General features: G+C 65.4%; 13 protein-coding genes. 8 read left to right on the top strand and 5 right to left on the bottom strand.

The window, feature by feature from the left end:
- Positions 1-57 precede the first annotated feature (57 nt).
- Positions 58-1524 (top strand): 5-carboxymethyl-2-hydroxymuconate semialdehyde dehydrogenase, encoded by a 1467-nt coding sequence (hpaE, locus tag V6F88_RS07815; RefSeq protein WP_332608721.1) that lies wholly within the window; start codon positions 58-60, stop codon positions 1522-1524.
- Between the two features lie 22 nt (positions 1525-1546).
- Positions 1547-2398 (top strand): 3,4-dihydroxyphenylacetate 2,3-dioxygenase, encoded by an 852-nt coding sequence (hpaD, locus tag V6F88_RS07810; RefSeq protein ID WP_332608720.1) that lies wholly within the window; start codon positions 1547-1549, stop codon positions 2396-2398.
- Positions 2399-2425: 27 nt separating this feature from the next.
- On the opposite strand, the gene hpaR is transcribed toward hpaD, so the two are convergent.
- Both hpaR and V6F88_RS07800 read right to left on the bottom strand, forming a co-directional pair.
- The gene (gene hpaR / locus V6F88_RS07805; RefSeq protein ID WP_332608719.1) at positions 2426-2896 is read right to left on the bottom strand and encodes a homoprotocatechuate degradation operon regulator HpaR; all 471 of its coding nucleotides are present in this window, start codon (positions 2894-2896) and stop codon (positions 2426-2428) included.
- A 142-nt stretch (positions 2897-3038) separates the two neighbouring features.
- Positions 3039-3668, bottom strand: coding sequence for a hypothetical protein (locus V6F88_RS07800; RefSeq protein ID WP_332608718.1), 630 nt, complete (start codon positions 3666-3668; stop codon positions 3039-3041).
- A 352-nt stretch (positions 3669-4020) separates the two neighbouring features.
- On the opposite strand from V6F88_RS07800, the gene radA reads away from it, so the two are divergent.
- The 3 genes from radA (at position 4021) to V6F88_RS07785 (ending at position 6633) form a co-directional block, all read left to right on the top strand.
- On the top strand, positions 4021-5382 hold the full coding sequence (gene radA, locus V6F88_RS07795) for a DNA repair protein RadA (protein WP_046804723.1): 1362 nt from the start codon (positions 4021-4023) through the stop codon (positions 5380-5382).
- A 48-nt stretch (positions 5383-5430) separates the two neighbouring features.
- Positions 5431-6234 carry a sulfite exporter TauE/SafE family protein gene (locus V6F88_RS07790; RefSeq protein ID WP_332608717.1) on the top strand — a complete coding sequence of 268 codons (804 nt, stop codon included), beginning with the start codon at positions 5431-5433 and terminating at the stop codon, positions 6232-6234.
- Positions 6235-6396: 162 nt separating this feature from the next.
- Positions 6397-6633 carry a hypothetical protein gene (locus V6F88_RS07785; RefSeq protein ID WP_332608716.1) on the top strand — a complete coding sequence of 79 codons (237 nt, stop codon included), beginning with the start codon at positions 6397-6399 and terminating at the stop codon, positions 6631-6633.
- A 152-nt stretch (positions 6634-6785) separates the two neighbouring features.
- On the opposite strand, the gene V6F88_RS07780 is transcribed toward V6F88_RS07785, so the two are convergent.
- The 3 genes from V6F88_RS07780 to V6F88_RS07770 all read right to left on the bottom strand — a co-directional run bounded on the left by V6F88_RS07780 (position 6786) and on the right by V6F88_RS07770 (position 9906).
- Positions 6786-7742 carry a 2-hydroxyacid dehydrogenase gene (locus V6F88_RS07780; RefSeq protein WP_332608715.1) on the bottom strand — a complete coding sequence of 319 codons (957 nt, stop codon included), beginning with the start codon at positions 7740-7742 and terminating at the stop codon, positions 6786-6788.
- Between the two features lie 117 nt (positions 7743-7859).
- A complete protein-coding gene (locus V6F88_RS07775) occupies positions 7860-8831 on the bottom strand; it encodes a Bug family tripartite tricarboxylate transporter substrate binding protein (protein WP_332608714.1) in 972 nt (323 codons plus the stop codon).
- Between the two features lie 73 nt (positions 8832-8904).
- Positions 8905-9906 (bottom strand): Bug family tripartite tricarboxylate transporter substrate binding protein, encoded by a 1002-nt coding sequence (locus V6F88_RS07770; protein WP_332608713.1) that lies wholly within the window; start codon positions 9904-9906, stop codon positions 8905-8907.
- A gap of 166 nt (positions 9907-10072) precedes the next feature.
- On the opposite strand from V6F88_RS07770, the gene V6F88_RS07765 reads away from it, so the two are divergent.
- From V6F88_RS07765 to V6F88_RS07755, 3 genes are all read left to right on the top strand, one after another.
- Positions 10073-11002 (top strand): dihydrodipicolinate synthase family protein, encoded by a 930-nt coding sequence (locus V6F88_RS07765; RefSeq protein ID WP_332608712.1) that lies wholly within the window; start codon positions 10073-10075, stop codon positions 11000-11002.
- Positions 11003-11178: 176 nt separating this feature from the next.
- On the top strand, positions 11179-11880 hold the full coding sequence (locus V6F88_RS07760) for a FadR/GntR family transcriptional regulator (RefSeq protein ID WP_162941334.1): 702 nt from the start codon (positions 11179-11181) through the stop codon (positions 11878-11880).
- Positions 11881-11932: 52 nt separating this feature from the next.
- Entirely contained in the window at positions 11933-13045 is a 1113-nt protein-coding gene (locus V6F88_RS07755; protein ID WP_332608711.1) for an Ldh family oxidoreductase, read from the top strand.
- The last annotated feature ends 85 nt before the right edge of the window (positions 13046-13130 follow it).

The following is a 13130-nucleotide window of genomic DNA, read 5'->3' as shown; positions in this document are numbered from 1 at the left end:
AACGTGTTAATTAAATGGGGCGGCGCATCGCGCCGCGATAAGAACAAGGAGCCGCACGTGAGCATCAAGCATTGGATCAACGGCCAGCAAGTCGATAGCGCTGACCGCTTCGTCACCTACAACCCGGCCACGGGCGAGGCCATCGCCGAAGTGGCGGCGGGCGGGCAGAAAGAAATCGACGCGGCCGTGGCGGCGGCGGCGGATGCGTTTCCCAAGTGGGCCAACACGCCCGCCAAGGAGCGCGCGCGGTTGATGCGCCGCCTGGGCGAACTCATCGACGCCAACGTGCCGCACCTGGCCGAACTTGAAACGCAGGACACGGGCCTGCCCATTTCGCAAACGCGCAAGCAGCTGATTCCCCGCGCGTCCGAGAACTTCAATTTCTTTGCCGAAGTCTGCACCCGCATGAACGGCCACACGTATCCCGTGGACGACCAAATGCTGAACTACACGCTGTATCAGCCGGTGGGCGTGTGTGCGTTGGTGTCGCCCTGGAACGTGCCCTTCATGACGGCCACCTGGAAGACGGCGCCGTGCCTGGCGCTGGGCAATACCGCCGTGCTGAAGATGTCAGAATTGTCCCCGTTGACGGCCGACCAGCTGGGCCGGCTGGCGCTTGAAGCCGGCATCCCCGCCGGCGTGCTGAACGTGGTGCAGGGCTATGGCGCAGATGCCGGCGATGCGCTGGTGCGGCATCCTGGCGTGCGCGCCATCTCATTCACGGGCGGCACGGTCACCGGCAAGAAAATCATGGCCAGCGCGGGCGGCATCAAGAAATACTCGATGGAGCTGGGCGGCAAATCGCCCGTGCTGATTTTTGACGACGCCGATGTAGACCGCGCGCTGGACGCGGCGCTGTTCACGATCTTTTCGCTGAACGGCGAACGCTGCACCGCGGGCTCGCGCATCTTCGTGCAGCAATCCATCTACGACGATTTCGTGCGCAAGTTCGCCGCGCGCGCCCAGCGCCTGGCGGTGGGCGACCCCACTGATGAGGCTACCCACGTGGGCGCGATGATCACGCGTCAGCACTGGGAAAAGGTCACCGGCTACATCCAGCTGGCCGAACAGGAAGGGGCGCGTATCCTTGCGGGCGGCGCGGGCAAGCCGGACGGGCTGCCGGCCCATCTGGCGGGCGGCAACTTTGTGCGGCCCACGGTGCTGGCGGACGTGGACAACCGCATGCGTTGCGCGCAGGAAGAAATTTTTGGGCCCGTCGCCTGCCTGATCCCGTTCAAGGACGAAGCCCACGGGCTGGCGCTGGCCAACGACGTCAAATATGGCCTGGCCTCGTACATCTGGACTAGCGACATCGGCCGCGCGCATCGCTTGGCGCGCGGCATCGAAGCAGGCATGGTGTTCATCAACAGCCAAAACGTGCGCGATCTGCGCCAGCCGTTCGGCGGCACCAAGGAATCCGGCACGGGACGCGAAGGCGGGGAATACAGCTACGAGGTGTTCGCCGAAATCAAGAACGTGTGCGTGTCGATGGGCAGCCACCACATCCCCAGATGGGGCGTGTGAATGCAACAAGGAGACAACCATCATGGGTAAGCTTGCACTGGCCGCCAAGGTGACCCACGTGCCGTCGATGTACTTGTCGGAGCTTCCGGGCAAGCATCACGGTTGCCGAGAGGCCGCCATCGAAGGCCACCGCATCATCGGCCAACGCTGCCGCGAGCGGGACGTGGACACGATCGTGGTGCTGGACGTGCATTGGCTGGTGAACGCGGGGTATCACGTCAACGCCAACCGCGCCTTCAAGGGCTGCTACACCAGCAACGAACTGCCGCATTTCATCAAGGACATGCGCTACGCGTACGATGGCAACCCCGATCTGGGTCGCCGCATCGCCGAAAGCGCCAACGCAGCGGGTGTGGGTACGCGCAGCCACGAAATCGACAGCCTGGAACTGGAATACGGCACGCTGGTGCCCATGCGCTACATGAACGGCGATGGCCGCTTCAAGGTGGTCTCGGTGGCGGCGTGGTGCGCCTGGCATACCCTGGACGACAGCCGGCGTTTCGGCGCGGCGCTGCGTCAGGCCATCGATGCCGGCGACAGCCGTGTTGCCGTGCTGGCCAGCGGGTCGTTGTCGCACCGCTTCAACGACAACAACAGTCCCGAAGCCGCCATGCACCAGATCAGCCGCGAATTCTTCAAACAGGTGGATCTGCGTGTCGTCGATCTTTGGCGCCAGGGCGACTGGAAGACGTTCTGCGCCATGCTGCCCGAATACGCCGACCTGTGCGTGGGCGAGGGCGGCATGCACGACACCGCCATGCTGCTGGGCCTGTTGGGGTGGGACGGGTACGACAAGCCAGTGGAAATCGTCACCGACTACTTCACCAGTTCGGGCACGGGGCAGATCAACGCGATCTTTCCGGTGCCGGACTAAGTCGCGGCAGGCGGCCGGCAGGCGCGGCTACGCGTCGGCCGTGTCCTTGGCGGTGGCCGGGGGCGGGTCACGGCGTATCAGCTCGACCATCGTGTCAACGTCCTGGTACAGGCGGTCGAGCAATTCCTTGCCGATCTTGGCCTCGATTTCCTGATACTTCGCGTCCACGTGCGGGCGCATGCGGTCGATCAGTTTGTGGCTCTTGGGAGTCAGGGATATTTCCTGGCGACGCTGGTCCGCGCTGGACCGGGCGCGTTTGATCAGGCCCTGTTCTTCCATGCCGGCCAGCATCCGCGTCAGGCTGGGGCTGAGGATCTGGCAACTACGCGCAATCTGATTGGGCTCCATCGCGCCCGTTTCGCTAAGGGTGCGCAACACCCGCCATTGTTGTTCGGTGACGCCGGCCGCGTGCAGCACGGGGCGGAAATGCGCCATCAGGGTTTCGCGCGCGTATAGCAGCAGGTGGGGAAGATTGCGGTGGTGGAAGCTCGGACTCATGGCGGCTATGTTAGCAAGAAGCCGCCCAATTTTTGACCACAAATTTTGATGCGTCATGCACGCAACACCGCCGCCCGCGGCGCCTGAAGGGCGGGGCGGCGGCGGTGCGGCCAAGCCCGTACGGGGGTGCTATGTCCGCCCGTCAGGCCGGATTCTGCTGAGCCAATTCCTGCAAGTCGTCGGGCAAGGTCAGGTCGGGCGCGCCTTGTTGCAGCTCGTGCAAGGCCTGCACGGCATCGGCTTGCTGGTCGTCTTGCACCAACTGCCGGATGTGCGCCACGCGGGCCTCGATATCGGCTTCGCTGAACGCCACGACCTCGGTGGCCGTCGCGTCACCCTCTTGAGCAACGCCCGCGGGGGCGGCTTGCGCCTGAGGTTCGGCGGTGGCCGCCGGTAGCGGCGGGGCGGCGGCAGGTTCGTTTTGGGGGGCAGAGACGCGCTGGGCCACGGCGGCCGACTTGCCCGCCAGTGCTTCCGTCAAGGCAATGGGGGACGGGCTGCGGTCGGTGCTGCTGTCATGGGAGGCGGTCAGCGGCGCGTTCTGATCTTGCATGTCCGCGGCTTCGCGCATGTCCGTCCAGGCGAACAGGCCGGCGACCATGGCCGCGCAGGCGGCGGCGGCCCAGCCGGGGTGCCAACTGTGGCCGGGGTGCCAGGCGCGACGTACCGCCGCGTCCAGTTCGGGACTGCTGCCGGGTCCGGGCTTGCGGTACAGGGCGCGCAGATCCCGTTCATCGTCTTCGTCGAAGGGGGGCCGATAGGTAATGCTCATGCGCGTACTCCTCGCGGCGGCGTCTGGTGGCGGGACGCCTACGCGTTTGACCTTTGCTGGGCGCTGCGCCGGTGGGCCGGCGGTCTCGTCGTGGCTAGGGTCGTGTTCCGGTTTATGCGGCCAGGGCCGCAGGGCGAATGCGCCGCGATTCCCGTTGCTGCGCCCTGACGGGCGTTCGGCGCCGGGTATGCCGCCCTGGGCTGGGCGGTTCGACAATGCGCTGCACTCGACGATTATGCGCGATTTGCGCGATTCCGGGAGGGGTTTTCTTGCATGCCGACGATGTTATTTTGGCCCGGCCCTGTTATTGAAAGCAGATTGAAATCTTGCGCTTGCCGGTACACTTTCGCGCATGGCCAAATCCCGAACCGTATATGTGTGCGCCGACTGCGGCGGCACCACCCCGAAGTGGCAGGGTAAATGCCCGCATTGCAACGCCTGGAACACGCTGGAAGAAACCGTCGAGTCCTCGACGCCCGCCGCCGCCGCGCACCGTTACGCGCCGCTGGCGTCCGCCAGCCCGGTGCGCAGCCTGTCTGAAATCGAAGCCCGCGAAACACCACGCCAGCCGACCGGGCTGGACGAATTCGACCGCGTGCTGGGCGGCGGCCTGGTCGCCGGCGCCGTCGTGCTGATCGGCGGCGATCCGGGCATCGGCAAGTCCACGCTGTTGTTGCAGGCGCTGGCCTCGCTGTCCGAAACCACCAACGTGCTGTATGTGACGGGCGAGGAATCGGCCGAACAGGTCGCCTTGCGCGCGCGCCGGCTGGACTTGCAGACGGGCAATGTGAACCTGCTGGCCGAGATCCGCCTGGAAGCCATCCAGGCCGCCGTGTCCGAGCAGAAGCCCACCGTGGCCGTCATCGATTCCATTCAGACGCTGTACAGCGGTGAACTCAGCGCCGCGCCGGGTTCGGTGTCGCAGGTGCGCGAATGTGCGGCGCAACTGACGCGCCTGGCCAAGCAGACCGGCATCGCGATCGTCATGATCGGCCACGTCACCAAAGACGGTGCGCTGGCCGGACCGCGCGTGCTGGAACACATCGTGGACACCGTGCTGTATTTCGAAGGCGACACGCATTCCTCGTTCCGGTTGGTGCGCGCGTTCAAGAACCGCTTTGGCGCCGTCAACGAGCTGGGCGTTTTCGCGATGACCGACCGTGGCCTGCGCGGCGTGGCCAACCCGTCGGCCCTGTTCCTGTCCCAGCACGAGCAGCAGGTGGCCGGTTCCTGCGTGATGGCCACGCAAGAGGGCACGCGCCCGCTGCTGGTTGAAATCCAGGCCCTGGTCGATAGTTCGCATTCGCCCAACCCGCGCCGCCTGACGGTGGGGCTTGAAGGCAACCGGCTGGCCATGTTGCTGGCGGTGATGCACCGGCACGCGGGCGTCACCACGTTTGACCAGGACGTGTTCGTGAACGCGGTGGGCGGCGTGCGCATCACCGAGCCGGCCGCCGACTTGCCGGTGCTGCTGGCCATCATGTCTTCGTTGCGCGACAAGCCCTTGCCGCGCGGCCTGATCGCGTTCGGCGAAGTTGGCCTGGCCGGCGAGATCCGTCCCGCGCCGCGCGGTCAGGAACGCTTGCGCGAAGCCGCCAAGCTGGGTTTTTCAATTGCGCTCATCCCCAAGGCCAACGCCCCGCGCCAACCCATTGAAGGGTTGGAGATCTGGGCCGTGGACCGGCTGGACGCCGCGTTGGACAAGTTGCGCTGACGCGCTGTTTTCCCCTTGCCGCGCAGGCAAGGGCTGTTGGAGCAAGACGTGAGTCTGTTAGTGATTGCCGCGTGCCTGGCCGCGGGTAGCCTGATCGGTTTCATGGGCGGCGTGCTGGGCATCGGGGGCGGGCTCATCGCCATTCCGGCGCTGGTGCTGTTGATGGGCATGTCGCAGCAGTTGGCGCAGGGCACCGCGCTGATCATGGTGCTGCCCGCCATCACCATGGCGGTGCGGAAATACAACCAGCAAACGCGCATCGATAAACGGGTGGCGGCTGCCGGGGCGGCCGGCGCGGTGGTGTTCACGTGGGTGGGCGCGCGGCTGGCGCTGGGCATTGATTCCAGCCTGCTGCGTCGAAGCTTCGCGGTGTTCCTGTTCTTTATCGCGCTGTTCTACGTCTGGCAGACCTGGCGTGCCGGCCGCCTTGCCGCACGCCGTGCAGCGGGGCAAGCGCCGACCAGCGCGCAAGCGGACAAGAGGCCCGCACCGGCTTTCACGCCGCGCCGCGCCAGCGTGCTGGGCATGCTGTGCGGCACTTTGGGCGGCTTCTTCGGCGTGGGCGGCGCGGTGCTGGCCGTGCCCATCATCACCACGCTGTTCCGCTTGCCGCAGACCGTGGCACAGGCGCTGGCGTTAAGCATGGTGATCCCCGGTTCGACCATCGCGCTGATTACGTATGGATGGGCGGGCCAGGCGGACTGGATGGTGGGTGTACCCCTGGCCATCGGCAGCCTGTTGTTCGTGCCAGTGGGTGTGCGCCTGGCCTACAAGCTGCCTGAACGCAAACTGAGAGCCTGCTTCGCGTTGATGCTGTTCGCCACCGTGGCGTTGCTGGCGTTTGAATCATAGGCATCACTTCGGACCATATTTCCAAGCGTTAGCAGCCGAAATTTTCTGGTTCCGCGTTGAACCTTCGCGGCGCGTGAACTTCAAACGGAGTACGGGGTAAGCGGCGATGTTGCCGCCCCGTGTCGGTTAGGCTTCGGCCTTGCACATTCAGGAGTTCATGTAATGACGACTCACTCCCGTATCGCTGCGTTTTTATCCACCTCGGCCTTGTGCCTCGGTCTTGCTGCTGCGCCTTCGGCGTTCGCGGCGGGCGCCGATGCCACGGCCAAGGCGGGTGATACCAAGACCCACGCGCAGCACAAGCATCACAAGTCTGACAAAACGTCCGCCAAACCGGCGGCCGCGAAATCAGGCGCAACAAAGATGGACCATTCCGGCGCCACGACGCCGGCGAAGTAGGCAGGGGGCTGAAAAGCCCAACGTAGTTCCTTTGCAGGAAGACTACCGACCTCTTGGGGCCGGAAAGTCGAAAGCCTCTCGGTATGGGCACCGAGAGGCTTTTTCATTTTGGTTTCTGCTATCTGCCTTGCCGCGCCAACGCGCGGCGGCGTTCATTCCACCGGCGTGATCACGCGGCCCGTGTCGAAGTACGCCTTCAGGTTGTCCAGCATCAGGTTTTCCATGGCCAGGCGCGTCTCCAGCGTGGCGCTGCCGATGTGCGGCAGCACGACGGCGTTGTCGCCGGTCTTCAGCGCGTCCGGCACCTTGGGTTCGTGCTCGAACACGTCCAACGCGGCGCAACCCAGCTTGCCCGCTTCCAAGGCGGCCACCAGCGCGGCCTCGTCAATGACCGGGCCACGCGCGATGTTGACGATGATGCCCTTGGGGCCCAACGCTTCCAGCACGGCCTGGTTGACCAGGTGGCGCGTGCTGGGCCCGCCCACCGTTGCGACCACCAGGAAGTCGGCCCACGCGGCCAGATCCACCAGCGATGCTTCATAGCCGTACGAGATGTCGTCGCGCTTTCTGCGGTTGTGATAGCGCACGTCCATGTCGAAACCCGTGCCCCGCTTGGCGATGGCTTCTCCAATGCGGCCCAGGCCCACGATGCCCAGCTTCTTGCCGCTGACGCGCTGGCCCAGCGGGATGCTGCCATGCACCTGGCCCCATTGGCCGGCGCGCACAAAGCGTTCGCCTTGGCCCATGCGGCGCGCGCCCGCGATCAACAAGCCCCAGGCCAGGTCCGCGACGCAGTCCGTCAGCACGTCCGGCGTGTTGCTGACCTGCACGCCGCGTTTTTTGGCGGCGTCCACATCGATGGTTTCATAGCCCACGCCCCAGCTGCAAATGGCTTTCAGGTCGGGCAGCGCGTTGATCAGTTCAGCGTCCGCGCCAAAGTTGGCTGACGTGACGACAGCGGTGATGCCCGTGCCATGCTCGGCCAAAGCCGCCTTGCGGTCAGGAAATTTCCATAGCTCCACGACGTCATAGCGGTCGGCTAGGTTCTTGTTGGCGGAGGGCGAGCCGGCCAGCGAGCCGACCTGGATGATGCGATGCTTGGTGGTCATGTTGTCGTACGGATGGGTGGCAAAACGGTCATGCTACTTGATTCGACCTTGAAAACCGCTGAGGGGATGCCCGTAGGCATCCCCGCAGGGGTTGCTTGGCCCTGGCGCGGCGGCGTTTTACTCCAGCTGGATGTTCGCCTTCTGGATGACGTCCTTCCACCGTTTGACTTCGCCTTGCTGGAACGCGGTGAACTGCTGCGGAGTATTGGCCACGACTTCAAAGCCCAGGCCTTGCAGCGTCTGCTCGGTCTTCGGGTCGCGCAGCGCGGTCTGCAAGGCCTTGGACAGCTGTTCAACCACCGCCGGCGGCGTGCCCTTGGGCACGGCGAACCCTTGCCACGAATACACCACCATGTCCTTGATGCCGGCTTCGGCCAAGGTCGGCACGTTGGGCAGATCGGTGGCGCGCGCATCGCCCGTGATGGCCAGCGCCTTGAGCTTGCCGGCCTTGATGTGGTTTTGCACCGCGCCCAGGTTCTGGAACGACACGTTCACCTGTCCGCCAATCAAGTCCGCGATGGCGGCGCCGCCGCCCTTGTAGGGCACGTCCACGCCCGTGCTGTCCGTGCGCTGGCGAAACAGCACCGCCGACAGGTGGTCGGACGACCCCGTGCCGGACGACGCGTACGACACGCTGCCCGGATTCTTCTTGGCATAGGCCACCAGTTCCGCCACCGTGCTGGCGGGGAAGTTGGGGGACGCGACCAGCACATTGGGGTTGCGCACCGCCTGCGTCAGGTAGGCAAAGTCTTTGCTGGGGTTGTAGGCCAGGTTCTTGTACAGCGCCTCGTTGATGGCGAAGGTGCCGATCGAGCCCACCATCATCGTGTAGCCATCCGGCGTGCTGCGGGCCAGCGCCTGCGCGCCGATGGCGCTGTTGGCGCCTGGCTTGTTCTCGACCACGAAGGTCTGGCCCAGGATCTTGGTCAGCGCCGGCGTGACCGAGCGCGCGGTGATGTCGGACGAGCCGCCCGGCACGAACGGCACGATCATCGTGACGGGTTTTTCCGGATAGCCGGCAGCCTGCGCCGTCGGCCCCGCAAGTAGAACGGCGCCCGCCGCGGCAGCCGCGCAGAACAGTTTATTCATGTTGTCTCCTGGTTCGCGTGGTGATGAAAAGCCCGGCGCTCACGCGTTGCGCACGGGCCTGAATCTACGTGGTTCAGTCGACTTTCGCGCCCGAGGCTTTCACCACCTCGGCCCACTTGACGGTCTCTTGCGCCATGAACTGTTTGAACTGCGAAGGCGTGTTGCCCGACGGCGTGGCCCCTTGCGCCTGCAACTGCGCGCGCACCGGCTCTTGCTGCAGGGCGGCGGCGACGTCGCGCTGGATTTTTTCGACAATGGCCGGGGGCGTGCCGGCAGGCGCCAACAGGCCGAACCAGCTGGACGCCTCGTAGCCCTTCACGCCGGCTTCGGCCATCGTGGGCACGTCGGGCAGCGCGGGCGAGCGCGCCGCCGTGGTGACGGCCAGCGGGCGCAGCTTGCCGCCCTTGATGTAGCCCATGGACGAGGGCAGGTTGTCAAAGATCAGGTCGGCCGAGCCGCCCATCACGTCGGTCAGCGCGGGGCTGCTGCCCTTGTAGGGCACGTGCGTCATGCGCGTGCCCGTCATTGTCTGGAACAGTTCGCCCGACAAATGGGTGGACGTGCCGTTGCCGGTGGACGCCATGTTGACGCTGTCGGGATGGGCCTTCAGGTACTTGATCAGGTCCGCCACCGTGCGGATGCCGTGCTTGTCCGCGAACTTCGGATTCAGCTCAAGAATGTTCGGCACCGGGATGACCAGCGTGACCGGTACAAAGTCCTTTACCGGGTCGTACGGCAGTTTGCTGTAGACGGACTGGTTGATGGCGTGCGTGCTGACGGTGCCCATCAACAAGGTGTAGCCGTCGGCCGTGGCGCGCGCGGCTTCGGCCGTGCCCACATTGCCGCCCGCGCCGGCCTTGTTGTCGACCACCACCGACTTGTTCCAGCTTTTGCCCAGCTCCGCGGCCACTACGCGCGCGGCGATGTCGGCGGTGCCGCCGGCAGGGAAGGGCACGATGATCTTCACGTCGCGTTCGGGATAGTCGGCGTGGGCCTGCGCGGCGGGCAAGGCCAAGGCAATGGCCGTGAGGCTGGCGGCAGCAAGCAGCCGGCGTCGCGCGAATAGGGCATGCATGGTGTTGTCTCCTCGGTGTGCGCGTGGCCGCGCATCGTTTGTGGGATGTTGTGGTGATGCCGTTTCACTTGTCAAACAAATATAGGTATTGAGAATATGCTTGTCAACCAAGTATACTTTTTTCACCTTACTTATCTGACAACTGGATCAGCCAGGAGCCCCGTCCATGAAAACTTCCCCGGTCACCGCGCAGGACTTGCAACGCTCGGTCATTGCCGTGCCGCCGCTGGCGCGCCACGACGATCTTTCGCTGAACGAAGCCGCCAACAAGGCCCTGCTTGGCCATCTGGAAGCGGGCGGCGTGCGCAACGTCATGTACGGCGGCAATGCCAATTTCTACAACGTGGGCGTCAGCGAATACGCGCGCATCGTCGACATGCTGGCGGGTCTGGCCGGCGCGGACACGTGGATCCTGCCGTCGGTAGGCCCCGACTACGGCAAGATGATGGACCAGGCCGCCATCCTGCGCTCGCGCGCGTTTCCCACCGCCATGCTGTTGCCCATGTCGTTCCCGTACACGGACGCCGGTCTGGCCGACGGCGTGCGCCGCTTTACCGATGCGCTGGGCAAGCCGGCCGTCGTCTACATCAAGTCGGCCGACTACCTGGCCCCCGAGACCGCCGCGCGCCTGATCGAGGAAGGCCGCATCGCCGCGTTCAAGTACGCCGTGGTGCGCGATGAACCCGCCAAGGACGCGTACCTGTCGTCCATGCTGGAAGCGGTGGACGCGCGCTGGATCGTCAGCGGCATCGGCGAACGTCCCGCCATCGTGCACTACCGTGATTTCGGCTTGAAGAGCTTCACGTCGGGCTCGGTCTGCATCGCCCCGCGCGGGTCCATGCGCTTGCTGCACCTGTTGCGCGATGGCCGCTACGACGAAGCCGAATCCGTGCGCCAACATTATCTGGGCCTGGAAGACTGCCGCGACGGGATCAGCCCGATCCGCGTGCTGCACGACGCGGTGACCTTGTCCGGCGTGGCGGACATGGGTCCCATGTTGCCGCTGCTGACCGGTATTTCCAGCGCCGAGCGCGAACGCGTGGCGCCGGTCGCGCGCAAATTGGCGGCTTGGGACCGGGAAGCCGTGGCGGCCTGAACGTGAGGGGCACGGCCACGCATCGCCCGTCTCACCGCCCGTTGGCGGTACGATGGGCGCTGTCCGCGTAATGGCGGGCAGGCCTTACGCATTCAGGAGGTTTCGTGGCCCGATCCAAAGCAACAACATCATCCGAACCGCAAGCACCGGCCGAGACCGAAGCGGCCGGTTCCCATGTGCTTGAACGGGGACACCGGGTGCGGCTGGCGGACCAGGTCTACGGGCAGATCTTCGAACAGATCGTATCGGGCGGGCTGAATGTCGGCGACAAGCTGCCGTCCGAAAATGAAATTTCCGAACGCTTCGGGGTCTCGCGGCCGGTGGTGCGTGAAGCGCTGCTGCGCCTGCGTGCCGATGGCCTGATCACCGCGCATCAAGGGCTGGGCACCTTCGTCAGCCACCAGCCCGCGCCACGCCTGAAAACGTTCAACGATGTGCAGAACGTCAGCGCGTACCTGCGCGCACAAGAAGTCCGCGTGGCGCTGGAAGGCGATGCGGCGCGGCTGGCGGCGCTGCGCCGCACCGACGAACAGCTCAAGAAGATCACCGACGCGCACGCGGCCTTTGCCGACAGCCTGACGCATGGCCAGGTTTCGCCCGAGGCGGACCTGGCTTTTCACGCCAGCATTGCCGAAGCCAGCGGCAATGACTTTTACCTGGGCGTGCTGGAAAGCATTCACGAATCCATCAACGGTTTCATGCGTCTGACGTTGAGCCTGACCCGCACCGGCTCGCGCCAGCGCGCGCAGCGCGTTGTGGACGAACACGCCACCATCCTGGACGCCATCCGCGAACAGGACAGCGAACGCGCCCGCGTCGCCATGCAGTTTCACTTGGGGCAGGCGCGCCATCGGCTGGTGGACCGCGAACGCGATTGACCCCCACGCGTGGCGCGCCGCCGCCCTTCATCACATCAAACGGAGACAACCCGTGCAAGGCAATGGAGCAACAGCGAGAAACGTGCCGGTAGAGCAGGTGCTTGAACAGATATTGCAGGTACTGCAAGCGTGGGGCATGGACGAAGACCTGGCCCACACCACCGCCAGCCTGATGGCGCGGACGGACCTGTTGGGAATTGATTCGCATGGCATTTCGATGCTGCCCTCGTACGAGGAAAAGTGGCGCGCCGGGTCGTTGCGGCTGGATGCCCGCGCGCGCGTGGTGCGCGACAGCGGCGCCAGTGCGCTGATCGACGGCATGGGCGGGCTGGGCTACCCGGTGGCGGCGCAGGCCATGCATCTGGCCGTGGACAAGGCGCTGGAACACGGGGTGGGCGCAGTATCCGTCTGCAATTCGCATCACTTCGGCGCGGCCGGCGTCTACGCGCGCATCGCGGTGGAACGCGGCGTGGTCGGTCTGGTGACCAGCAGCGCCAATGGCATCATCATGGTGCCCACGCGCGGCGCCATGCCCATGCTGGGCACCAACCCCATCGCGTTCGGCGCCCCGGCCGCGCACAACGAAGCTTTCGTTCTGGACATGGCCACCACGACGGTGGCCGCGAACAAGGTCAAGGTCTATGACTTTCTGGGCAAGCCCTTGCCGCCCGGATGGGCGGTGGACGGGCAGGGCGCGGCGGTCACCGATGCCGACGCGGCGATGCAGTACATCTTCAAGCAGCCCGAAGGCGGGCTGACGCCATTGGGCGGCACGCCCGCAATGAGCAGCCATAAAGGCTACGGCCTGGCGATGATGGCGCAGATCCTGGGCGGCACGCTTAGCGGCAGCGCGTTTGCCGCGCGCCGCGCACCTACGCGCAAGGCCGGTGAACCGGATGACGTGGGTCACTTCTTTCTGGCGCTTAACCCCGATGCGTTCCGTGCGGCGGGCTCGTTCGAAGCCGATATGGACGACATGATCGACGCGTTGCACGACACGCCGCCCGCCGACCCCGACGAACCCGTGCTGGTGGCGGGCGAGCCCGAAGCGGCCGAGCGCGCACGTCGGCTGCGTGCGGGCATCCCCATTTCGGCAGCCTTGGCCGAACGCTTGCGCGGCATCTGCGAACGCGCCGGCACGCCTTATCTGCTGGACGATATCTGAGCGCACGGCGCTTGTTGCACTGACTTTGTTGTACCCATAACAGCAGACCCGGCCACCGGGCTCATTCCCCAAGAAAAACCATACG

Source organism: Achromobacter sp. ESBL13 (assembly GCF_036668755.1).
Taxonomy (GTDB): Bacteria; Pseudomonadota; Gammaproteobacteria; order Burkholderiales; family Burkholderiaceae_B; genus Achromobacter.
The sequence above is the reverse complement of the archived record's forward strand: the minus strand, read 5'-3'. Positions and strand labels throughout refer to the sequence as shown.

What these genes read in the sequence shown, in the direction of transcription:
- hpaD (WP_332608720.1), top strand. Translation starts at nt 1,547, where the DNA reads ATGGGTAAGCTTGCACTGGCCGCCAAGGTGACCCACGTGCCGTCGATG.
- hpaR (WP_332608719.1), bottom strand. Translation starts at nt 2,896, where the DNA reads ATGAGTCCGAGCTTCCACCACCGCAATCTTCCCCACCTGCTGCTATAC.
- V6F88_RS07800 (WP_332608718.1), bottom strand. Translation starts at nt 3,668, where the DNA reads ATGAGCATTACCTATCGGCCCCCCTTCGACGAAGACGATGAACGGGAT.
- radA (WP_046804723.1), top strand. Translation starts at nt 4,021, where the DNA reads ATGGCCAAATCCCGAACCGTATATGTGTGCGCCGACTGCGGCGGCACC.
- V6F88_RS07785 (WP_332608716.1), top strand. Translation starts at nt 6,397, where the DNA reads ATGACGACTCACTCCCGTATCGCTGCGTTTTTATCCACCTCGGCCTTG.
- V6F88_RS07780 (WP_332608715.1), bottom strand. Translation starts at nt 7,742, where the DNA reads ATGACCACCAAGCATCGCATCATCCAGGTCGGCTCGCTGGCCGGCTCG.
- V6F88_RS07775 (WP_332608714.1), bottom strand. Translation starts at nt 8,831, where the DNA reads ATGAATAAACTGTTCTGCGCGGCTGCCGCGGCGGGCGCCGTTCTACTT.
- V6F88_RS07770 (WP_332608713.1), bottom strand. Translation starts at nt 9,906, where the DNA reads ATGCATGCCCTATTCGCGCGACGCCGGCTGCTTGCTGCCGCCAGCCTC.
- V6F88_RS07765 (WP_332608712.1), top strand. Translation starts at nt 10,073, where the DNA reads ATGAAAACTTCCCCGGTCACCGCGCAGGACTTGCAACGCTCGGTCATT.